This window comes from Nonomuraea sp. NPDC003804, assembly GCF_040610675.1.
Taxonomy (GTDB): domain Bacteria; phylum Actinomycetota; class Actinomycetes; order Streptosporangiales; family Streptosporangiaceae; genus Nonomuraea.
This window is the reverse complement of record NZ_JBEXMT010000001.1, coordinates 336,821-357,679: the sequence shown is the minus strand read 5'-3', so window position 1 is coordinate 357,679 and position 20,859 is coordinate 336,821. Positions and strand designations below refer to the sequence as shown.

Here is a 20,859-nt window from a genome sequence, read left to right as displayed (position 1 = left end):
GGATCGCCCTGGACCGTATCCCCAGGTGAGCGTAGGAATCCGAGGTGATCCCGCGATCGTCGGAGGTGCCTTACAAGCGAGGGGTCACTGGTTCGAACCCAGTACCGCCCACCTGCATCAGAAACCCCGTGGCGATCACCCTTCGGGGCTGTCGGGTCATTTGTCCGCGCAAGCGGGTTTCGCCGTCATCGGCGAAATTGGCCTGATCAGTCGTCGCCCAACTGGCCAACTCCTGGGCATCAGGCCTGTCTTGTCCGGCTGGGCGAACCGGCGTGCAAGGACATCAGCATCCCCTATTCCGAGAGTCTCCGGTAGGTTGTTGACCGTCCTTGGCCCCCCAGTTGCTCGACGAGTCCTCTCGATCTCAGTTCGCGGAGTGCCTTGCGGATGTTGGGTGCGGACAGGTTCAGTTCCTGCTTGAGGTCAGCGACACTGCGTGTCCCGGCCGCCAAGGCGTCGTAGACGCGTAGCTCCGTCTCGTTCAGGTCGGAGCCCGGGCGGATGACGGGAACTGCCTGCTGCCGTAGAACGACAGTGAATCGGATGGCGGCGTCGATGTAATGCGCAGGTGGGAGCTCGGCCTCTGCCAGGGCGTTGGCCACGATCGGAATGCCGGTTGCCAGCGCCTCGATCACTCGCGCGCCTGTTTCTGGCGTGCGAGCGTGTTGGCAGATCGCAACGAGTCGCGCATTGCGTGCGGAGGTGACGGCATCCCGGCCGAGCCGATCGACCGTGATGCCGTACAGACCGCCCGGGTTGGAGACGATCAACCGGTCACGGCGGAGCCGAACCTCTACGGCCATGCCAGCCGACCAATGATCGAGGTCGCGATGGATAAGAGCGTTCGCGATGATCTCGCGGAAGGCGATGTATGGATAAGCGGGCTGATCACGAACGGTTCCGTCCGGAGCCGACACGACGCTGGTGTCAAAGGTTCGCCGCGCCCAGCGCAGGGCGTCTTCCAGCATCCGCGGAATGGCCCCAGTGATCGTCGTCTGATTCCGAGCTCGCGATCCTGCGGGATCGGTCGGCAATGGCTCCGCCGTAGCCTGGATGACGAAGCGCGGAAACCACTCCTGTGGATGGACCCCCAAAGCCAACAGACCTGCAACGGTCGGAGTGCCGTCGGGCAGAGTCACTCCAGCACGCCGGAGCAACTCGACATCGTCAGGGAAACGGCCGAGGCCGTGGGGATCCCGTTCGCGCACCGAACGTAGGAATGCTGCGACAAGGTCGCCGTCCAGGTCCTCGCGGGTGGCTCCTGTCACGGGTTGCCGGTCGAAGAGCGGTGGCTTACGGGCGGCAAGGAATGCCTGCTCTTCCAAATCCGACAGTGGGAAGTCCCCGTCATACCCCCGCATGTATGCCGTGCCCGACGCCATGATCCGACACGGCTTGGCTGACGGATCGCATTCATGCACTCTGGCGACGATGACCGGCGCCCCATCCACTTCTGCGTCGCTGATCGTGAGCTGAACAGGCGGCGAGAACGAGCGAGCCTTGTGAGCGAGGCCCTGCTTGAGAGCTTGCGGATCTGACAGCTGGACCGGACGAAAGCCGGTGGCCTCGTCGAGCCCGAGGATGATCGTCCCGCCGCCTGGATGGTTTGCGAGCGCGCTCAGAGTTGAGGCGAGCGACTGCGGCAGCCCTCCTGCCGCCGACTTGACCTCGACATCGTCGTAGTCGCCCCCGGTCGTGCGGAGACGTGCGACCAACTCGTGCACGTGCCGGCTCATAGGTAAATGTAACCATGGACTGGTTACGTTTACTCGGATTCTGGTTATATTTCATCCTGTTCCGATCCGGCGCCCCAGACCCGTAGCTGCCCAGAGAGTCCGGCATTCCGGAGCCGACCGTCCAAGCATCGCGCGGCCTGACGAGTTCCCGATCGACGTGATGCCGAGGCGCTCCATCCGGCGCCGCCGACGTCGCCATCCTCCTGATCGAGCGCCTTGTCAGTCCTCTCAAAGCCGCCGCCGCCCGTTCGCCGGGGGACGGCCCATCTGGAACACGGCCACGTCGTCCCGCTGAGTGCCTATCTGAGTGACAACGGCCAGAGGCGAGCGTGGACAGCCGAGGATTTGGGCGGAACGTTTGCCGAGGCGAGAACCCGCGTCACCCAAGATCCCGCCTTCTCCTGGCATGCCTTACAAGCGAGGGGTCACTGGTTCGAACGCAGTACCGCCCACCTGCGACATCCCCCGTTTCCGATCATGGAAACGGGGCTTCGTGTCATTAGCGTGCCATTAGCTGATGCAGCGGTCCTCTGCCGGAGGTCTTGTGCGTTCCTGGTGATCTTGGTGTTCATCGCGTCGGCGATGCTCCGGTCGGCGTCGGCCCTGCCGTGCTGATGGATCAGCGGGGAGCGTGCGAAGTTGTATGCCTCACGAATCGGCGGTTGATCGCTCGTGAGCAGCGAGTTCGTCAGGGGTGCCCACGAAGGCAGGGCCACAATCAAGCGGAAGACGTTCCACCACCATCGCGACGGCCCGTGCCGGCGTTGCGGCAGGTCCCACCTTCTCGCCGCGGCGAGGGCCCAACACCATGTAGCCGTCTCCCGCGGCGGGTGCGATGTATGGGATATCCCATGTCCATCGAGAACCCGTGCAGCGGCTGAAGTGGAGTTCTCCCATGCCCGTCCAGGGAAACAACTGCCTCAAGCGTGGCTCGGCATAGGCTTCGTCCAACAGCTCGAGGCATACACGTCCATCAGTGCGAACGTACCGCCAACCGGATTCGACGATGTCCGTGCCAGATCGGGGCGCGTTTATGGTCACATGATGTATGCCGCTGTGCCATTGCCGTGCCATTAGCCGGCGCCGGAGGGCCTAGCCGAAGACCCATCGACGATGTTCTGTGCGATCTTGGACTTCATGGCGTCGGCGATCTTCCGGTCGGTCTCCGCCGTGCTGTTCTGGCAGATCAGCGCGGCCCGGACTGAGTCATGTCCCATGCGCTGCACGAGGTCTTTGAGGCTCGCTCCCGAACTGGCGGCGATCGTGTTTCCGGTGTGCCGGAGATCATGGAAGTGCAGGCCGGGAAGCCGATCTTGCCACGCAGGGGACGTCCGCGACCTCCCAGCGGCCCGTGTGGACGTCGAGCCGCTTGAGGGGATGGGCCGGATGCACACGCCGTACTGCTTGGCCACCTCCACGGCCACCTCACGGGCCACCGGCATGGCCTGGTGGACGGCGCGGGGAAGGCAACGTTCGGTCATGCAGTCCTCCCGTCGTCGGCGGTCACGTGCGCGGACTGGCCGCATTCGCGGCACTCGACCAGAGCGCGGGCCGGGTCGAGCCACAGCGCGTTGAGGGTGCGGCAGACCGAGCACCGGAGCCCATCGAGGAAGTGAGCCAGTGTCATGTGGCCTCACCCCGTGCGGTGAAGGTGGCGACCATGGCACGGATGTTCTGCATGATGCTGACGGCGTCGTCCAGCAGCCGGTCCCGGCGCGCACCGCCTCCGCTCCTAAGAGTGCCGATCAACGGCGACCAGGTCCATGATCAGAGTCCCCGGGCGAGGCTCTCTGGACAGCCGAAGACCCTTCGCTCTCGTGCATCTCCGTCGTCTTCGTGCATGAGGGCGGTGTGGCTCAGAGCCGTTCCGCCGCCGGCCCCACCGCTACGCGGCCCCTGCGGGGTGCTTCGCATGCGCGTCGGCCGCTGCACCCCGAAGACGCCTGGATCACGGGCTGACGTCCTGGAGCTTGAGCCCGGCGAGTGGATCGTCCAGGTGCTCCGGGCGAGCTACTCCACCGAGGGCACGCCCATCCACGTCCAGGGGACGATCTGCGCCGCCAACCGGCACATCTTCCCGATCGGGCAGGTCTCCGGGCACGACGAGTTCTGAGAGGCGATCCTAGGATCGGACTGTGGCTGTGCAGACGGCAGCAGGTCGGGTGGAGTTGCCTGTCGAGGTCGGCGCAAGCCCGCCGACAGCCCGTCCCCTCCTGCCGATCATTCCTCAAGGGGTTCTGCGCCGAGGAACCGCAGGTTCAGTATGTCCGGGGAGAAGAGAAGGCCGGTGATCCTGCTCGCCAGGGCGAACGACCTCTCAATCGGGTAGTCGATGCCCGGGCCGTCGATGTCATGGTCGGGATCCAGTCCGAGCTCGCGCATCTCCTCGACGAAGCGGTCTGGATCACTGCCCGACCGTGCGTCCGGGAGCATCGGGTCGAACCAGACGACCGGCGTGCCGTCGACGATGTAGGCGAAGGTGTCCGAGGCGTAGTTGTGGCAGCAGACCGACACGACCTCGGTTCCCTGCGAGACCCGGGCGTATGTCTCGGGGTCGACGGCGATCTGCCATCCCCCCGGTTCGACAACCACGGCCCAGTCGCCAACCTTGGCGGCGCCGATGTATCCGGCCGCGTCGTCCCTCATGCTCTCCGCCGAGCGCTCGTCCAGCTCATCGAATGCCACCTCCTCCATGGTGGTCTCGTCCACGCCGAACCGGCGGAGGACTTCCTCGGGGGAGAGATCTCGGACGAAGGACACGCAGTAGATTTCACCTAGTGTTTCGTAGCCGGGGAAGCAGGAGAATTCTTCGGGGATCTCGGTCATGGTCACTCCTCTGATGGCGTGAGCGGCATGATCGCATTAGTCGCCGACAAAACGGATCCGGAGACCCGGTCGGTGAACGAGCGTCGGGTGTCGGCCCTGTCCCCAGGGGATGCCTTCTGGGTGACGAACCGGATGACAACGGCCACAGACGGGGCCGGACGACAGTGGACGGCTGTGGATTATCGCCGCAGCTCAGAGCCGTATGGAGCCTGGCCGGGCAAGCCCAGCCTGATCGAGCGACTGGCCAGCCGGGTCTCTTCCGCCATCACCGCCCACAACATCGGGCGAACCCTGTACCTGGAGCATGGCCGCACGCTGCCGACGTAAGTTGCAGATGCGGCCCGGCGCTTGTCCGCCGCCCGAGCATGCGGCCTGGGGGCCGGTCCTGGTCGGCGGCAGCGCGCGGCCGCCACGCCGATCGGCGGGCACGCCGTCCCAAGCAGCCCGCCGACCTCGGCGCCGCGCAGCGGATACCGCTCGCGTCAACGGTGCCGGCGCCGTAGGAGAACGATGGTGACTATGACAGTCAACACCAGGGCCGAGACAGACAGGACTTCGTACCAGCCCAATCCCAGCACGCATCCGCCCTTCCATCGTGATCGCTCCAACCACAGTCTCCGCCGCTGCGGGGCTGGTCAAGGTCTTGTGCCTCCGGCGGGGGCCTCGGCTCCGGGATGATCGTGACAAGGGCTCAGGTGATCGGTGGTCCGCGCCGATGCGGCTCAGCAGTGCTTACTCGGCGAAATGTGCTTGACCAGGTCGAACAGGTCGGGGTCGAGCCGGTCGTCGGCGAGCCAGCGGTACGTCCGGAATCGCACGGGCAGGTTCTTGACGAAACCGCGGCTCGCCGAGCACGGCGCGGTCCTCATCCGGCAACCGTGCCCACATCGACCAGGCGTCGTCGCCATCCAGGCTGACCACCTTGGCGTCGAGCCGCGCGGTGCCGTTAGAGCCTTTTGATCGAAGATCGCGGTTGGGCCTAGTCGGCGAGTGCGGCGAGGATCCGGCCGAAGACGGGGGTGAACTTGGCCGCGGTGGACGTGTCGGCATTGACCCAGTAGACGTTGATCGCCCGGTCTCCGGCGCCGGCGAGTCCTTCCACGACTGAGCCGTTCCTGTCGCAGACCAGCGCCCCGGACGAGTCCCGAACGCTGCCGCCGTTCTCGGTGCAGGTGCCTGTGAAGCTCTTCCTGACGGTGGCGGAGTCCGTGCCCTCCACCAGGTCGACCCGCATCGTCAGCGGATCGGAGCCTTCCTGCGGGGCGTCGGCCGAGGTGAAGAGGCAGACCGTCGCCTTGATCGACTCTGCTGCCTCCAGCGGGTAGGCGGCGCGCCTCTCCTTCAGTTCCCACCGTAAGGAGGTGGCCTCGGTGAGGGCCTCGGGCGTGAGCGGGCATCCGTCCGCCGCCGGTTGCGGCCGGTCGGCGGCCGCTTCGCCCACCGCATCGGTGGACGGCGACCCGCAAGCGGCGAGCAGGGCCGCGGCCAGGGCGACACCGGCAACGAGCGACCTGGCCATCACCTGGTCGCCGTTCTCGGTGAGAGCGCCGACGTGGTCAATGGGGCGGATCGTGCCATGTGGATTTCCCTTCTCGGTCTTCGGAAGGGCGGGGGAACGGATCGCGAGCCTGCCTTCGGCGATGCGACGCGATCAACGCTCAGCCTGCCCGGGCGCAACAAGGTGCTCTGGCCCGGCGCGGTCGACGCCTTGGCCGATGATCAGGCACGCGAACGCCGCGAGGGCGAGTGCCGTTCGGACGAGGTGCAGGTTGACCCACCGTTGTCGGCTCTCGTGCCAGTCGGCGGGCAACCGGTCGGGATCCCAGCTGTTCGCGATCTGGTTGAGAGGTTCCATGCCTGCCAGGGTGAGGCAGACCGCGAGGATCACCAGGATCAGGACGGCCGAGCTGACGCCGAAGACGAGCCATCCGCGGCGCCACGACAGGACCGACACGACGAACATCGCCGCGATGCCGGCCAGAAGGAGCGGTGGCATGCCACGGCCGTAGTCGACGTTGAGCGCCTGCCAGTACCTGACGTACGCGGGCCCCGGCATCCGGGTCACGGACGGGGCGATCACCACGAAGAAGACACCGCCTGCGTACAGGCCGACCAGTAACAGCGCGACCATCCTGGACGCGGTGAGAACCAGGGACACGGTGCGTCCTTCCCCCGGCGGAGATTCAATTAGAATTGCACTTTTTCATTAGAAGAGTCTCTAGTCAATGAAATCATGGCTACCGATGACTGAGCAGAAGAAGCGACGCGCCTACTCCAGCGCCCTGCGCCAGGAGCACGCGCAGGCCACGCGGCGGAAGATCGCGACGGCGGCGCGGAAACTGATGATCGGCAAGGGCTACGCCGACACCACGATGGCCGAAGTGGCGCGTGAAGCCGGCGTGGCCGTCCAGACGTTGTACACGTCCTGCCCCGGCGGCAAGCCCGCACTGGCGAAGCTCGTCTACGACATCACGCTGGCCGGGGACGCCCGGCCCCTGCCGCAGAGCGCCCGCCCCGAAGTCCAGGCGATCATCGACGAGCCGGATCCCGTACGCAAGCTGGCCCGGTACGCCGCCATGGCCACCGCGGTCCTCCGGCGCGTCCAGCCCGTGCACCGGGTCCTGCGCGCGGCGGCCGCCGCCTCTCCGACCGACACGGGGCTCCAGGACGTCCTGGCCGGCATCGAACGCGAAAGGCTGATGGGAAGCCGCGGACCGGCCGAACATCTGCATGCTCTCGGCGCGTTGCGCCAGGGCCTCCCCGCGGCCAGAGCGGCCGAGCGGATCTATGTCCTCACCTCGACGGAGAACTTCGAGAAGCTGACCGAGGTGTGCGCATGGAGTGAAGCCGAGTACGAGGAGTGGCTCGCCGCCATGCTCGCGGCGGCCCTCCTCGAACACCCGCATGGTTGAACGGCTCGGTTGGCCGGAACATTCGTACAAGCCGCCGGCGCGCACCGGCGGCGACAGTAGGCCCGTGATTATTTTGCTGGAGTTCGACGACCCCGCTGTTTCCACGCCGCCGATCTGCGGTTTCCGCACCGGTGGCTGACGTGAGCAGCGTGGCACGGCGCCGGCGGCGCCTCCTGATCGCCTCGGCCGTCCTCTTCGTCGTCGTGTAGGACTGCTTCTCGTGAACGCGGTGGTGGTGACGCGGGAGGGCATCGAGGCCAGCGGGAATCCGACCCTGCCCCTCGACGGCGGGAACATCTACGTGGCCAGGACGGCCCTCCCGATGCCCCCGCACTCGTACTGGTCCACGGGCTCGCCGCGTCGACCCGCTCATGGGACGCGCTCGTTCCGCTGCTGACCAAGTCGGTACATTTAGTGCGGGCCGGGCCGCCAGGCGACGGTGAGCAGGTGGCCGCTCACTCCCAGCAGTGACGGGACGGACTCCATCGAGCGCTGGGCATCGAGCAGCAGCGTGCGGCGTTCCGGGTCGTCTAGCCAGTCGTCGATGTCGCCGTAGAGCCAGAAGGCGCCCTCGAGCCCGTACCGCTCGGCGCCGGGAAGGCCTGCGTCGGCGAACTCGCCCGAGACCTCGTCAGGGTCGTGAAAGTAGGCGGGGAATCCACCTCCTGGGGAGAGCATGATCCCGTCCTTCGCCGCCGCGTGCGCCGTCTCCCGCTGCCGCTCCTCGGTGTACGAGCCCATGTAGACCGTGTCGTGCACGGCTGCGAATCGGTTGATGGTCGCGGCGGCCACCAGCCCGCCGGGCCGTACGGCACGCCGAGCCTCGGCCAGCGCCCGCACCCGGTCGGCGCGCTCGGCCAGGTGGTAGAGCGGGCCCAGCAGCAGGACGGCGTCCGCGCTCGCGTCCGGCACCGGAAGCTCCCGTGCGTCGCCCAGCCGCGCCGTCACCCCGGCCAGCTCCGCGGCCCGCTCCACGTGCAGCGGGACCGGATCCAGCAGCTCGACCTGGTAGCCGTCGGCGACCAGCCACTCGGCGTGCACCCCGGTGCCGCCACCCACGTCCAGCACCCGGGCCGGAGCGGGCCGCAGCAACCGGCGCAGCACATCTTGTGTCCGCCAGAACTCCAACCGGTCACGCCCTGCGCGAAGCCGACCGTGCTCCCTGTCCTGTCCGTAGTAGGCGAGCAGCTCGCGTGTCACCCTCATACTTGATCATGTCGTGAGCCGTGCACCGCGGGCAAACGAGTTACTCCCCAGCCGTTCCGCGGCCCGTTCGACTGCCAGGTGTCCTTGCCGCATCACCGGCCGTACTGCCTTCGAGCCCACGGCTGATCTCGCCTCCAGGCCGGCACCGGGTCGTCGTCGGTCATGGCGCCTCCTTGACGATGCCCGTCGTGACAGCGCGGTTTCGATCCGACAGAGCCCGGAAACACTACGCAAAGTGATTCATCGCTACTCATAGTTATCAAAGGAGGCTTGTCATGATCAAGTCACTTATCCTGATTCCGGCACTCGCCGCGGTAGCGGCCGTCTTCTCCGGTACGGCCGGCGCGACCGCACACGACCCGTCGCCCTACCAGTTCGTCGAGATGACCGGCGCCCAGGAGGTTCCCGGTCCCGGCGATCCGGACGGCGTGGGGATCTTCGCCTGGAGGGTGAGCGGACGGTCGCTCTGCTACGTCATCACCGCCCACAACATCCAGCCCGCGACCGCAGCGCACATCCATGAAGGAAGGGTGGGTGTGGCGGGTCCGATCGTGGTGACGTTGCAGGCGCCCACCCGGGGCTTCGCGAGCGACTGCATTCGCGCCGTGAAGCACCAGACGGCCGACAACGCCGCCACCACGCTGACCCGCGACGAACTGCATGCCATCCTCCAGAACCCGAGCCAGTTCTACACCAACGTCCACAACGCGGAGTTCCCGGATGGCGCCATCCGCGGCCAGCTCACCGAAGCCGTCTGACGAATCCTGGCCCCGCGGTGTCCGGGGAGGGATCCTTCGGTCACCCGCCCCACGCGGCCGGCCGTACGGGCGCCGGCCGTACGGGCACCGTCCAGCGGGTGCCTGATGACGTCAAGTGACCGCTTCACGGGCTTCGTGCCCGTGAAGCGGCACCATCTGTGCGCCGTTCGGGCACCAGTGGCGATCAACTGGGTTCGACATGTCGATGAGCATGAGCGCCATGTCTCGGAGCGGCTGGTCTATGGTGACCGGCCATGAGGACCCTCATCGTCGGCGGCAGTGGCTTTCTCGGCCGCGAACTCGTTCGACAGTGTTTGCTCGCCGGGCACGAGGTGGCTGCCACCTATCTGACCCGGCCTGGGGAGACCGCCGGTCTTGAGTGGCTGCCGCTCGACGTGCGCCGGCGGGAGGACGTCGATGTGCTGATCGGCGCATTCCGGCCAGAGGCGGTCATCAACGCTGCTTTTCGGCAGACGGATTGGACGACCACGGCGATCGGCGCGGCGAACGTGGCTCTGGCTGTCTCCAGGGAAGGTGGACGCCTCGTCCATGTCTCGAGCGACGCGGTCTTCTCGGGCGCCGCGATTCGCTATGACGAGACGTGCGTCCCTGACCCGATCAGCCCGTACGGCGCGGCCAAAGCCGCCGCCGAGACAGCGGTGAACGCGATCGTGCCCGCTGCGGTGACAGCCCGGACGTCCTTGATCATCGGCGACGGCGACTCCTCGCACGAGGCCCTGGTGCACGCACTTGCCACCGGTAGGTCGAAAGGAGCGCTGTTCACCGATGACGTGCGGTGTCCCGTGCACAAGGCTGATCTCGCTGCGGCGCTTCTGGAACTTGCCGCCTCCGAGTACCGGGGTGTCCACCATGTCGCCGGAGCCGATGCCGTGAGCCGATACGAGCTCGGGCTGCTCATCGCCCGCCGCGACGGCCTCGACGCGGACCGTTTGCCTGCAGGCCGGCGGGCGGACACCGGCTTGACCGGTCCGGCAGACGTGCGCTTGGACTGTGCCATGACTCAGCGGCGGCTTCGGACCACGTTGCGCGGCGCGCGCCGATTTCTCGGCGACGGCCGGCGATGATCGCGACCCCAGTCTGAAAAGCAGGGCAGCCGGCCTGCGGGGTGAGTCGGTTATCTCCTGGACTGCTTCGTCGGTCCGCAAGTCGCATCACCTTCTCACGTCGTGCGATGTGGCTGGGCCGCGCCAGTACCTGTCCATACACTGGCGGCATGAGCGCGCAACCGCACGAGTTCACCCCTGAAGGCTCCCCGCCGGAGAAGAATCTGCGCGCCATCCGTAGAGCGTTGGTCGTGAGGCAGGACCGAGATGGGTTCGACGCAGGTCTTGACGTCGTCTTGGCTGAGGTCCGCGCCAGTTTGGACCTCGGCAGACTGAACGAGTTCATCCACACCTGGTGGCTTATCGCCTGCGACTCGATCAAAGATCCGCAGGGCCGGAGAGAGCTGTACGAGCGGGCTGCCCGTGTCCAGGAACTGGCAGATGTCGGCAAGCAGATCCCTCGGGGAGACAAGACATGGCGTCAACTGCTGGCTGAGCGCGGGGTCGAGCGGTAGGTGTATGCGATCGTTGAGCCCAGACCGCGGCACTTCCCGAGGATGCCTTGCGATATCTGGCTGGAGTGCTGGATTTGATCGAGTTGCAGCCCTGGGCCGGAGGACCGCAAACGCCCGCCAAGCCCGATGGCAATATGCGGGTCATGCCGTCGGAGAGCGTGGGCTCGTGACCTGTCTGGTTCTGGAGCCCCACCGCGAGGTGTACATCATCCGGGTGCAGTGGATCTAGTTCGCCTGCGAGACGTCTGCTCTGCCGCCTGGGCGCTGAGTGCCTATCCGGATGACAACGGCCATGGACGAATCCGGACGGGAAGATATGCCCGGATCAGAGCAGGCTGCGGGTCACCGGGGGCGGTGGCCCTTCCTCTTACGGCTGGCCGGTACGGCCCGGCGGCCGGAGCCGTTCTGGGCGGGTTTCGGTGCCTGCCGCCGTGCGGGTTTCTCCGCAGGAGGGGCGGGGGTACGGCCGCGCGAGCTGTTCACTGTCCGGCCGCGGACGATGCCGATGAACTCTTCCACCAGGTCAGTGGTCGCGTCCGTGGGCCAGGCCAGCGCGACCTGGGACTGCGGCGCGTCCAGCACCGGCCGGTAGGTGAGATCCCTGCGGTGGTGGAGGCGTGCCAGCGACTGCGGCACCAGGAGAAGCCCGGTGCCGGCCGCCACCAGGGTGACCGCGTCCGCCGTCGTGTCCGGACGGGTGAACGCGGGCAGCCCGGGCCGGACCGTCCACTCGATGGTGTCGTCCAGAGGATGGAACACCTCGTCGTCGGTCAGGTCGGCGATGGCCACCTCGTCGACGGCGGCCACCGCGTGGTCCTTGGGCACCACGACCACCGTGGTCTCCACGTAGAGCGGAATCACGCTGAGCCCATCACGGTCGACCGGCAGCCTGACGAATCCGACGTCGGCGCCGCCGTCCCGCAGGAGTCCCACCGCCTCGGCGACGGGGACCGCGACCAGGGTGATCGGCACACCGGGCATCCTCTCGGTCCAGGTGTTGACCCATTTCGCGGGTGTCACCCCGGGCACGTACGCCAGCCGGAACGCCCTGCCGCTCTCCCCATCAGTCACTTCCTCAGGGTACCGACGTCAGGGGAACCCCTTCCGACTGACTACTCTTGACGCCATGACCTCGCCCAAACGGAAGACCATCCAGACGATGAAGCCGGAGACGGCGGCCAAGAAGCTGGGTGTCCTCTTCTCGGCCACTCCCGCCGATTTCCAGGCGGGTGTCGTCTCCAGGGACGAGCTGAACGAGTTGCAGTCGACGCCACCCGCCTGGCTCGCTGACCTGCGCCGCAACGGTCCGCACCCCAAGCAGGTCGTCGCCGCGAAGCTCGGGGTCTCCATTTCCGGCCTGACCAGAGGCGGGATCACCGGGCCGCTCACCACCGCTGAGATCGACGCGCTGAAGGAAGAGAACCCGGCGTGGCTGGAGCGCGAGCGGTCCATCCAGGCCGAGACCCGCAAAGAAGCACTCCGCCTCAAGCAACGCTAGACAGCTGAGATCCCGCTCGTCTCCGACCCGAGACGAGCCCGGACATCCTTGATCATCGGCGACGGTGACTCCCCGCGCGGTGCCCTGGTGCGTTCACGTGCCACCGGCCGGACGAGAGGAGGGCTGTTCGCCGATGATGTGCGGTTTCCCGTGCGGTGACCTTGCTGGGGCGCTTCCGCTGGAGCCGATGCCGTCAGCCGATACGCTGTGACGCGCCCGGCCGGCGAACTCCGTACACCGACCGGATGGATCTGGTGCCGGTAGACGGTCCCGGTCGCCGACCACACCGGGGCCGAGCGGGCGATGCCGCCCGGCCTGCGCTGAAGCGGGCGACGCGGCCGGGCCTGCGCTGAAGCGGGCGATGCCGCCCGGCCTGCGCTGAAGGCGGTCAATGGGATGCCGGAGCGTGCTGGCGACGCTCTGTTCCATCTGGGCGCCGCTCCGCGCCACGGCACCGGCCGTGGCTGTTTCCGGTGTCGGCCGGAGGCGGGCTGTCGGGGTTCAGTCCGGGCAGAAGGGTGGTATCCGGTCCTCCGGTTCCGGCTCTCCGGTCGGAACTTCCGTCTCAGAAGCCCCAGAAGGCGTCAGCCGTACCAGAACGCGACAGGCACGGGCCGGTTCTGTCGTAGCCGTTGCGCACACTCGTCTCCACAACCGTCCATCAGGGAGGAACCCATGGCGAGGGGATCCAGGCGAGGCAGGGGCAAGGGCAGGCGACGCGGCATCGGCGATCTGTGGATCTTAGGACTGATCGCCGCGGTCGTGGTGGTCGCGCTGGTGGTCCAGTTCGCCCGTGCCCACCCGGGTTGGGCAGTGGCGCTGGCCGGCCTGCTGTCGGTGCTCTTCGGCGGCGGCCTCGTGCTCCGCTACCGGATCATCCAGGCGGCACGCGTGCGGTTCCTGGCGGCGAACGCCGAGTTGGAGAAGGTCGACCGGATGACCGGCACCCAGTTCGAGCACCTGGTCGCCGAACGGATGATCATCGACGGTTTCCGCCAGGTCCGTGAGCGGGGCCGCAGCGGTGACGGCGGGGTGGACATCACCGCCGTGGCCCTGGGGCATGGGCGCTACGCCGTCCAGTGCAAGCGCTACAGCAAGACCGTCGGCGCGCCGGAGGTTCGCAACTTCCTCGGGGCGCTGGCCAACACCTTCGCCGGACACACCGGCGTCCTGATCACTTCCGGCCGGCTCACCCGGCAGGCCCGCCAGGAGGCGCTGGCGGCCAGGCAGCCGCTGATCCTGGTCGAGCGCGACCGGCTGGCGGACTGGTTACTGGGGACGATCTCGCTGCTGCCGGTACGACCCACGGGGCGGCTGGTCGAGGGGGACGAACTCGTGGGCTGAGGGTCGCTGCCGATCCGCTCGCGACCCCTGCCGACCGGCGGCCGATCCGCCCAGGATGCCGAGCTTGACTGCTCAGCCGTGACCGAAGCGGACCGGTTCGCCTGCCCCCGCGGGTGCGGAGTGCTCGGGAGCTAGATATGCCAGAAGGCCCACTGGGGCCTCCCTGGAATCGAACCAGGAGAGAAGGAAGCCCACGAATGGCCGCACCCGCCGGAGCGCAAGGAAGGCGGGAGAGCTAGATCCAGACCGGCGCCCGTGCGGGCTGACCGGTTCCAATGAGGTGAGAAGGAAGCTCTCCCATGGCCTTGCGGTCGCCACGGTATCAGGCCGGGATGAGCTCGTGCAGCGTGGCGGGCGTGTAGACCCGCGCCCCGGCCGGGAGGTCGGCGGGCGCCTCCAGCCCGATGTACGTGGTGTGTCCGCCCTGGGAGGCCTTGGCCCGCAGCAGGCCGGCCAGGTAGCCGACCCGGAGCTGGTCGCGCTCCACGATCGAGCGCACGAGCAGCGACGCGGTGACCCGGTTGCCCTCGACCTGGTTGAACGCCGGGTGGCCGGACATGGACAGGTGCAGCCACTTCACCCGCCACGCGCCGTCGTCGCCGCGCAGGAAGGCCAGGGGCAGCGCGATACGGCCGGAGCCGCGCAGGTCGGACTTCATCCGCACGGTGCGCGGCTCGAACGGTCTGCCTTCCTGCGCGGCGTCCCTGGTCATGTAGCCGAAGAACGCCTCGGCCGCCTCGTCGAACCGCTCGCCCGCGTAGATGTTGACCTGGGGGATGATGATCGGCTGGGTGGCGTCGGACAGGCGGATGTCGATGAACTCCGAGGCGCCGTCGGTGGCGTCGGTGAGATCGCCCGAGTAGGTCGCGTAGCCGTTGGCGTAGGCCGTCCACGAGATGTGCGTCGGGTTGTCGTAGGTGGCGTCGAGCATGAGCGCGGACAGGTCGTAGTCGGTACGCCGTTCGGCCTGGCGCCAGTGCACGAAGAACCGGAGCAGCTCGCCGTCCACGGGTGACAGCGAACCGCGCGGCAGCATGCCGAGCCCGGGGCTGACGGCCTTGCCCGACAGGGGCAGCGCCACGTGGAGCACGGCCGGGTCGACGATCAGCTCGCCGGGGTCGGGCAGGCGGCTGGAGATCTCTTCGTCCAGGAGGGCGAGCAGCTGACCGAGGACCTCCTCGTCGAGCGGGGGGCGGACGTCGGGGGTCGTCCAGGCCCTGCCGTACCGGTTGGTGAAGACCCGGTCCGCGGGGGCGAGCCGGTTCTGCAGGTGCTCGCGCAGGGAGAGCAGCACGCGGCCGGAGGCGCGTGCGGCCGACCGCCGCGCTGCCTCCAGGACGGTTGTGCCGCCGCTCACGCGCAGCAGGTGGTCGAGGCGGCGCAGCAGCGCGCCGGGCGTGTTCTCCAGCAGCGAGAGGGCCTCCTCGGTACGGCCCGCGGCCAGCGCGGCCTCGACCCGGCTGTCGAAACCCGCCGCCTTGCGCGCACCCCTGGCCACCTCGAAGACCTGGGCCGCCCGGGGGAACTGCGGGTACTCGTGGGGGTGCAGCCGCTCGCCGAGCCGCTTCCACTGCTCCCGGTGGCGCTGCACGTCCCCGTGCTTGGCCGTCGGGACGGTGTCCAGGGCGGCCAGCAGGATGCGGCGTTCGGCACGGCGGAAGGAGCGCAGGCGGGTGGGGGTGGCCAGGGTGACGTCGCCGCCGGAGCAGGCGCAGGCCAGCCGGAGCACGTCTGTCACGGTGTCGACGAGCAGCGGCTGCCCGGCCGCCAGCCGTACCTCGTTGATGACGGCCCGGTTCTCGCGTACCGGGACGCGCTCGGGCCGCTCGTCGGCGCAGAAGGCGGCCAGCTCGCGCAGGGCGGCCAGGTCCTCGGCGGCGAGCGGGACCTCGGAGCCGGCCAGCGAGAGGTAGAGGTCTCGCGCTTCGTCGCGCAGGCTGCCGCCCAGCTCCAGCACGGTCACCCGGTCGCGGGCCAGGGGGACCAGCTCGGCGTGCGCGGCCAGCAGGTCGGCGTAGGTGTGCTGGTAGCCGCCGTATCGCGGCAGGTCAAGCAGGTTGAGGACGTCCGGCCGCAGCCGGGTGGCGGCGACCGGGTCGAGCATGGCCTCGCGCAGCAGCCCGGCCCAGAACTCCAGGGTGTCCGGGACGTTCCTGGGGAAGTCGATGAAGTAGGCGTTGTGCTCGACGTGGTCGCCGACCAGGCGGCGGACCGCGGCGAGGACACGCACGCCCAGGTCGATCACCTGCTCTCCGGGCAGCCCCGCCAGGCGGTCGAGCAACGGCGGCGAGCAGGTGAAGCCGACGCTGAGCAGCGCCGCGTCGAGCTGCCGGGCGGCCGCCTCCCCCCAGCCGGGCGTGCCGTCCCCCGCGGCGCCGACGGGAACACGCAGGCGCCGGGCAATGATGAGATCTTCCACGGAGGAACGATAGAGGGTGGACATGTGGGGATCGCCACCGAAATAGCGACGCCTGCGGCCTCCACGGGCCGTCAGGTGCCTGGGGCGCGGTACTGCACCTCCTGCCTCGTCGCCTCGTCGATCTCCTCGGGTGTCAGCAGGACGACCGTCCTGGTCCGGGCCGCGCCGGACGCCGATATCGCGAGGCCCACGGCGGCCATGCTCACGTTGTCCGGCATGTCGGCGATGGCGTACAGGTCCATCTCGCCGAAGGCGAAGTACATCTGCTCGATCCGGCCGCCGACGCTCTCGGCCATGCGTTCGGCCGCCTGGCGGCGTGCGGTGCCGCCGTCCTGGAGCACGCCCTTGATGCCGTCCGCGGTGTAGTTCAGCTGGATGAGGTACTTGGGCATGGGTCGACCCCTTTCCGTGCCACCGCTCCCGTGGGAACGGCCGTGCCTGCGGTCACCTGGACGGGGTTCTCGGCTTCGGGTGACGCTAATCCCAGGCGCCGGTGTGGTTTGCGCCTGCACGATGGGGGCCGCCCGGCCCGGCGGTCCGGCGGGGGCGGACCCGGCGTGACTTCGCAAGTTCTTGGAGTACCAAGACCGAAGGTAGACGTGAAGACCTCTCGCAAAGCATTCTGACGTGCGAAAGTGGTCGCACTGTGATTGCTTCCCCAGCGTTCCCTCTCGACCTGGTCGCCATGCCGAACGGCGATGTCCTCGTGCTGCCCGCCGTGTGGCCGGTACGGCTGACGCCCGATCAGCAGCATCAGCTCGCCGAGATCCTCTCGACCCACAACCGGCATGACGGCGAACCGGAGTCCTGACATCCCGGGCGAGCCGATCGCCGCGGGCGCCCGCCGCGATCAGCTTCTGTTCGCAAGGCCTTCCCCGGACGTCGGTGCCGTCCGGCGGGAGGGGCGGGCGGTGGCGCCCGCGACGCACGGGTCGCTCGGTCAGGAGCGCCGGGACCGGGTCACCGGGCGGGCAGGACGTTCAGGCGCTTCAGCAGGTCGCGGGCCAGCGGGATGCGCTTGCCCGTGTCGCCGTCCTGGACCACGTCGATGTTGAGCGCGAAGGTGTACAGGCGGCCGCCGCGCTCGACCCAGCCCACCCACCAGCCGACGCTCGGCGTGACGTCGAAGGCCCAGCCGGTCTTGCCGTACAGGGTGTAGCCGTCCTTCTCCTCGATCTTGAGCATGTCGGCGACCAGGCGCTGGTTCTTCACCGACGCGGGCAACTGCTGACGGGCGAACCTGGACAGGAAACGCGTCTGCTCGACCGCCGAGATCTCCAGCGGCCCTTCCAGCCAGAACGTGTCCACCACGCCGCCGACCTCGCGGTTGCCGTAGCCGAGCCGGTGGAGCCACTGCTGTTCCCGCTTCAGCCCGATACGGCGGGCGATCGTCTGGAAGACGGGCACGTTGGAAGCCCTGATCGCGTCGCCGAGGTTCATGTCCTTCTCCCACTCGGGGAAGCGCTGCGGCTTACCGCCGTACGGGATGACCTCCTTGTCGTCCTTGACGGCGCCGGTCTCCAGCGCGACGAGGGCGTGCGGGATCTTGAAGGTGGACGCGGGGATCAGGCGGCGTTCGGCCCTGGCCCGGTCGACGACCGTGACGCGGCCGCTCGAGACGTCGAGGAGGGCGAAGGCGCCGCGGACGCCTGCCTGGTCGAACAGCGCTCGCAGGTCATCGCGCACGATCGGCCCCGGCTGGATGGTGACCTGGACGGGGGTGGTGGAAAGGGTGGCGTGGGCGGTTCCGCCGAGCAGCGCGGAGACCGCCACGAGGGCGGCGCCGACCATCATCTGGGGACGTTTCATGCCGGAGATCAGATCAGCACCGCGAACGACATGTCCAATAGTGATATCGCGCCAGATCTATGGAGATTCCGATATCACGCCTGGCAGACGCCATGAGAGGGCCCGGCCTTCGCGGGAAGGCCGGGCCCGAGGGGCGTCATCTTCTTGCTGGAAACTTCCGAAAAACGGCGACAGCTTTCTGCAGGAAGCCGTCAGGCCGGATCATGACGCGGCAGTTGACGATCCGTCACGCGGGTGCGTTACGGGGCGTGCGGTGCTTCAGCGTGATCCGGTTCGAGCGTCGCGCCGGTTCGAGCGTGATCGTGCGGGCCGTTGCCGGAACATGGCGTAGGTCGTGCGTGATCATGATGGTCGTGCGTCCCTCCATCAACCGCGCCAGAGGCTCCATGATCCGCGCCGCGGTGGCCTCGTCGAGGCCGGTCATCGGCTCGTCCAGCACCAGCACGGGCGCGTCGCGCAGGATGGCCCTGGCGATCGCGATGCGCTGGCGCTGCCCGCCCGACATCAGCCGTCCCCGCTGCCCGATCGGTGTGTCGTACCGCTGGGGCAGGGCGTTGACGAAGTCGTGCACCCCGGCGAGCACCGCCGCCTCCACGACCTCGTCGAGCGTCGCGTCCGGCCTGCCGTACGCGATGTTGTCCCGTACGGTCCCCGAGAACAGCAGGCTCTCCTGGTGGAGCAGCGTGATGTTGTCGCGGAGAGAGGCCATGGTGACGTCGCGGATGTCGGTGCCGTCGAGCAGGACGCTTCCCGCCAGCGGGTCGTAGAAGCGCAGCAGCAGCTTGGCCAGCGTCGACTTGCCCGCGCCGCTCGGCCCCGTCACCACCACCAGCTCGCCGGGCGACACGGTGAACGACACGTTCTGGAGCGTCGGCCGGCGGCGCTGCGGATAGGTGAAGGAGACGTGGGCGAACTCGATGTACCCCCGGCTGCGCGTGGCCAGCGGTACGGCGGAGGCCTTGTCGGCGACCGCGGGACGGGCCTTCAGCACCTCCATGACCCTGTCGGAGCCGGCCGCCGCCTCCGAGACCGTCAGCGCGATCTCGCCGAGCTGCTGCACGGACGGATACAGGTAGGCCAGGTAGGCGGCGAACGCCAGCAGGCCACCGATGGTGAGGCGTCCCGAGGCGATCTCCCAGGCGCCGAAGCCGATGATGACGATCAGGCAGAGCGTCTCCAGCACCTGGACGGCAGGGCCGTACGCGCCGGACAGCCAGGCCTGCGTCATGTTCGCCCTCAGCCAGGTGCGCCCCTCCCTGTGCAGGTGGCGCGACTCCGACTCCTGGCGGTTGTACGCCTGGACGAGTGACTGGTTGGACAGGCTCTCCTCGATGACGCTGTTCATCGCCCCGTTGCTGAGCCGCTCGCGGGCCGCCGCCGTCCTGAACCTGCCGGCGAACAGCTTGGACACCAGCAGGAACGCGGGGACGAGCGCCATCGTCACCAGGGCCAGGTCCCACCGGATGTAGAAGGCGGCACCCGCGAAGAACACCACGCTGGCGACGGTGGTCAACACCTTGACAAGCCCTGACCCGACCAGTTCCTCGATGGCCGCCACGTCGTCGGTGAGCCTGGCCATCAGGTCGCCCAGCTTGCGGTTGTCGAAGAAGTCGGGGGTGAGGGTCTCCAGGTGCGCGAAGATCCTGTCCCTCAGCTTGAGCAGGAAACGTTCGGCGCCGAGCGCCGTGACATAGGTGGCGCCGAAGGAGAACAGGCCCGCGATCACGGCTACGCCCAGCCAGACCGCCGCGGGGCTCCAGAACGCGGCGAGGTTGCCGGAGCTGAGCACCTCGTCGGTGATGTAGCCGAACAGCGCGATCCCCGCCACTTCACACAGCGCGGCCAGGAGGGCGAGGACGCCGCCGACGGCGAACAGCTTCCGGAGGCCACGGGTGTCGGGCCAGAACTCCTTGAACGTCCTGCGGATGGTGACAGCCGGGGCGAGGGGGGAGCTGTCACGAGCATTAAATGAGAGCCGACGGATGATCCATCGGCTCTCACGAGAACTAACTACCACCATCCCCACCAGCGCCGGCGCCAGCCCCAGCCGCCGCCGCAACCGCACCGGCGACGCCAGCAGCCTCCGCCCCAGCCCCAGCCGTTCTGAGAGGTCGGGTAGATCCGTGTGAGAGTCATCGTTCCTCCCCGTGAAGTGGCTCTCGTTTCAATTCAGAACACTAGCACCCAAATCGGGATGAATCATCAATTATCGCGCATATTGAACATCTCTTTGCGGCAGGATCTCAGGGAGATCGGCTGGCCTATTTATGTAAATGCACGTTAAACCCTTCACAGGTTTGCGATACCTAGCCGGACCTGGGCAAACGCGACGTCAAGCTGATGCTGTACGGGTGTCAGCGCGCGAAAGTCGCGACCTTGTTTCGTTGTACGGGCAAGGAAGTTCGTGCAACAAATCGGGCGCCAAATTCCAGCCGGGGATGCGGATGTTTCGGCATAAAGATGGTGATTTGACGGCGTGTCGCCAGGGTTATGCCTGCCGCGTCGTCTGCTTGCGGCCCCTCGGTGGGGGTCGGGAGGGTTCCGGCGATCCCGTACGGCGAGGCGGAGGACCGCGCGCAAGCCGCCCGCATCCTCGCGCCGGGCCCCCACGAGGGCATGGAGTGACGGCTGGGAGAGGGGGAGCCGGAGGGGCCGTCGGTCGGGAGGTGGTGCGGGGCCGGGAGCGGCGCTGAACCGTGTGCAGCCGGAAGATGCGCGGCGGCCAGGAGTGGGCCGGGGCCGGGAGGAGCGCTGAACAGTGCGCAGCCGGGA

The 20,859-nt window shown here is 68.0% G+C and carries 24 protein-coding genes; 10 read left to right on the top strand and 14 right to left on the bottom strand.

All coding sequences use genetic code 11. The annotated features are described in order from the left end of the window. Positions 1-293: 293 nt before the first annotated feature. The 4 genes from ABZX22_RS01690 to ABZX22_RS01675 all read right to left on the bottom strand — a co-directional run bounded on the left by ABZX22_RS01690 (position 294) and on the right by ABZX22_RS01675 (position 3,363). Entirely contained in the window at positions 294-1,724 is a 1,431-nt protein-coding gene (locus tag ABZX22_RS01690; RefSeq protein WP_354904947.1) for an ATP-binding protein, read from the bottom strand. Positions 1,725-2,384: 660 nt separating this feature from the next. After that, positions 2,385-2,810 (bottom strand): DUF6193 family natural product biosynthesis protein, encoded by a 426-nt coding sequence (locus ABZX22_RS01685; protein ID WP_354904944.1) that lies wholly within the window; start codon positions 2,808-2,810, stop codon positions 2,385-2,387. Then, positions 2,810-3,217, bottom strand: coding sequence for a hypothetical protein (locus ABZX22_RS01680; RefSeq protein ID WP_354904941.1), 408 nt, complete (start codon positions 3,215-3,217; stop codon positions 2,810-2,812). The genes ABZX22_RS01685 and ABZX22_RS01680 overlap by 1 nt, the downstream gene beginning before the upstream one ends. Continuing rightward, positions 3,214-3,363 carry a hypothetical protein gene (locus tag ABZX22_RS01675; protein ID WP_354904939.1) on the bottom strand — a complete coding sequence of 50 codons (150 nt, stop codon included), beginning with the start codon at positions 3,361-3,363 and terminating at the stop codon, positions 3,214-3,216. Before ABZX22_RS01675 ends, ABZX22_RS01680 begins: the two co-directional genes overlap by 4 nt. 285 nt (positions 3,364-3,648) lie before the next feature. Between ABZX22_RS01675 and ABZX22_RS01670 the strand changes: the two genes are divergently transcribed. Beyond that, the gene (locus tag ABZX22_RS01670) at positions 3,649-3,849 is read left to right on the top strand and encodes a hypothetical protein (RefSeq protein ID WP_354904937.1); all 201 of its coding nucleotides are present in this window, start codon (positions 3,649-3,651) and stop codon (positions 3,847-3,849) included. A gap of 107 nt (positions 3,850-3,956) precedes the next feature. Here ABZX22_RS01670 and ABZX22_RS01665 read toward each other — a convergent pair whose 3' ends face one another. Then, complete coding sequence (locus tag ABZX22_RS01665; RefSeq protein ID WP_354904935.1) at positions 3,957-4,562, bottom strand: DUF6461 domain-containing protein; 606 nt, start codon at positions 4,560-4,562, stop codon at positions 3,957-3,959. 18 nt (positions 4,563-4,580) lie between these two features. Between ABZX22_RS01665 and ABZX22_RS01660 the strand changes: the two genes are divergently transcribed. Then, on the top strand, positions 4,581-4,889 hold the full coding sequence (locus tag ABZX22_RS01660; protein WP_354904933.1) for a hypothetical protein: 309 nt from the start codon (positions 4,581-4,583) through the stop codon (positions 4,887-4,889). A gap of 395 nt (positions 4,890-5,284) precedes the next feature. Here ABZX22_RS01660 and ABZX22_RS01655 read toward each other — a convergent pair whose 3' ends face one another. From ABZX22_RS01655 to ABZX22_RS01645, 3 genes are all read right to left on the bottom strand, one after another. After that, the gene (locus ABZX22_RS01655; RefSeq protein WP_354904931.1) at positions 5,285-5,431 is read right to left on the bottom strand and encodes a hypothetical protein; all 147 of its coding nucleotides are present in this window, start codon (positions 5,429-5,431) and stop codon (positions 5,285-5,287) included. Between the two features lie 110 nt (positions 5,432-5,541). Continuing rightward, complete coding sequence (locus ABZX22_RS01650; RefSeq protein WP_354904928.1) at positions 5,542-6,081, bottom strand: hypothetical protein; 540 nt, start codon at positions 6,079-6,081, stop codon at positions 5,542-5,544. 132 nt (positions 6,082-6,213) lie between these two features. Beyond that, positions 6,214-6,720, bottom strand: a complete 507-nt coding sequence (locus tag ABZX22_RS01645; protein ID WP_354904925.1) for a DUF1772 domain-containing protein — start codon at positions 6,718-6,720, stop codon at positions 6,214-6,216. Positions 6,721-6,805: 85 nt separating this feature from the next. On the opposite strand from ABZX22_RS01645, the gene ABZX22_RS01640 reads away from it, so the two are divergent. Together ABZX22_RS01640 and ABZX22_RS01635 are read left to right on the top strand one after the other, a co-directional pair. Continuing rightward, positions 6,806-7,474, top strand: coding sequence for a helix-turn-helix domain-containing protein (locus tag ABZX22_RS01640; RefSeq protein WP_354904922.1), 669 nt, complete (start codon positions 6,806-6,808; stop codon positions 7,472-7,474). Then, a complete protein-coding gene (locus ABZX22_RS01635) occupies positions 7,467-7,613 on the top strand; it encodes a hypothetical protein (protein WP_354904920.1) in 147 nt (48 codons plus the stop codon). Before ABZX22_RS01640 ends, ABZX22_RS01635 begins: the two co-directional genes overlap by 8 nt. 272 nt (positions 7,614-7,885) lie before the next feature. Here ABZX22_RS01635 and ABZX22_RS01630 read toward each other — a convergent pair whose 3' ends face one another. Then, a complete protein-coding gene (locus ABZX22_RS01630; RefSeq protein WP_354904917.1) occupies positions 7,886-8,680 on the bottom strand; it encodes a class I SAM-dependent methyltransferase in 795 nt (264 codons plus the stop codon). Positions 8,681-8,955: 275 nt separating this feature from the next. Here ABZX22_RS01630 and ABZX22_RS01625 point away from each other — a divergent pair, with 275 nt between their 5' ends. From ABZX22_RS01625 to ABZX22_RS01615, 3 genes are all read left to right on the top strand, one after another. After that, positions 8,956-9,438 (top strand): CHRD domain-containing protein, encoded by a 483-nt coding sequence (locus ABZX22_RS01625; RefSeq protein ID WP_354904914.1) that lies wholly within the window; start codon positions 8,956-8,958, stop codon positions 9,436-9,438. 254 nt (positions 9,439-9,692) lie between these two features. Next, a complete protein-coding gene (locus ABZX22_RS01620; protein ID WP_354904912.1) occupies positions 9,693-10,523 on the top strand; it encodes a sugar nucleotide-binding protein in 831 nt (276 codons plus the stop codon). 149 nt (positions 10,524-10,672) lie between these two features. Continuing rightward, positions 10,673-11,017: a DUF6247 family protein gene (locus ABZX22_RS01615; RefSeq protein ID WP_354904909.1), complete on the top strand. Its 345-nt coding sequence runs from the start codon at positions 10,673-10,675 to the stop codon at positions 11,015-11,017. Between the two features lie 342 nt (positions 11,018-11,359). Here ABZX22_RS01615 and ABZX22_RS01610 read toward each other — a convergent pair whose 3' ends face one another. Beyond that, positions 11,360-12,088: a LysR family substrate-binding domain-containing protein gene (locus ABZX22_RS01610; RefSeq protein ID WP_354904906.1), complete on the bottom strand. Its 729-nt coding sequence runs from the start codon at positions 12,086-12,088 to the stop codon at positions 11,360-11,362. A gap of 55 nt (positions 12,089-12,143) precedes the next feature. Here ABZX22_RS01610 and ABZX22_RS01605 point away from each other — a divergent pair, with 55 nt between their 5' ends. Both ABZX22_RS01605 and ABZX22_RS01600 read left to right on the top strand, forming a co-directional pair. Continuing rightward, on the top strand, positions 12,144-12,515 hold the full coding sequence (locus tag ABZX22_RS01605) for a DUF5997 family protein (protein WP_354904903.1): 372 nt from the start codon (positions 12,144-12,146) through the stop codon (positions 12,513-12,515). Between the two features lie 675 nt (positions 12,516-13,190). Next, entirely contained in the window at positions 13,191-13,859 is a 669-nt protein-coding gene (locus tag ABZX22_RS01600; protein WP_354904900.1) for a restriction endonuclease, read from the top strand. Between the two features lie 322 nt (positions 13,860-14,181). On the opposite strand, the gene ABZX22_RS01595 is transcribed toward ABZX22_RS01600, so the two are convergent. After that, positions 14,182-16,278: a hypothetical protein gene (locus tag ABZX22_RS01595; protein WP_354904898.1), complete on the bottom strand. Its 2,097-nt coding sequence runs from the start codon at positions 16,276-16,278 to the stop codon at positions 14,182-14,184. 71 nt (positions 16,279-16,349) lie between these two features. After that, positions 16,350-16,670 (bottom strand): GYD domain-containing protein, encoded by a 321-nt coding sequence (locus ABZX22_RS01590; protein ID WP_354904896.1) that lies wholly within the window; start codon positions 16,668-16,670, stop codon positions 16,350-16,352. A 254-nt stretch (positions 16,671-16,924) separates the two neighbouring features. On the opposite strand from ABZX22_RS01590, the gene ABZX22_RS01585 reads away from it, so the two are divergent. Further along, on the top strand, positions 16,925-17,089 hold the full coding sequence (locus tag ABZX22_RS01585; protein WP_354904894.1) for a hypothetical protein: 165 nt from the start codon (positions 16,925-16,927) through the stop codon (positions 17,087-17,089). 149 nt (positions 17,090-17,238) lie between these two features. Here the strand turns inward: ABZX22_RS01585 and blaOXA are convergent, their stop codons facing one another. Together blaOXA and ABZX22_RS01575 are read right to left on the bottom strand one after the other, a co-directional pair. Next, positions 17,239-18,087: a class D beta-lactamase gene (gene blaOXA, locus ABZX22_RS01580; RefSeq protein WP_354904892.1), complete on the bottom strand. Its 849-nt coding sequence runs from the start codon at positions 18,085-18,087 to the stop codon at positions 17,239-17,241. Between the two features lie 226 nt (positions 18,088-18,313). Then, positions 18,314-20,152, bottom strand: a complete 1,839-nt coding sequence (locus tag ABZX22_RS01575; protein WP_354904889.1) for an ABC transporter ATP-binding protein — start codon at positions 20,150-20,152, stop codon at positions 18,314-18,316. Between the last annotated feature and the right edge of the window lie 707 nt (positions 20,153-20,859).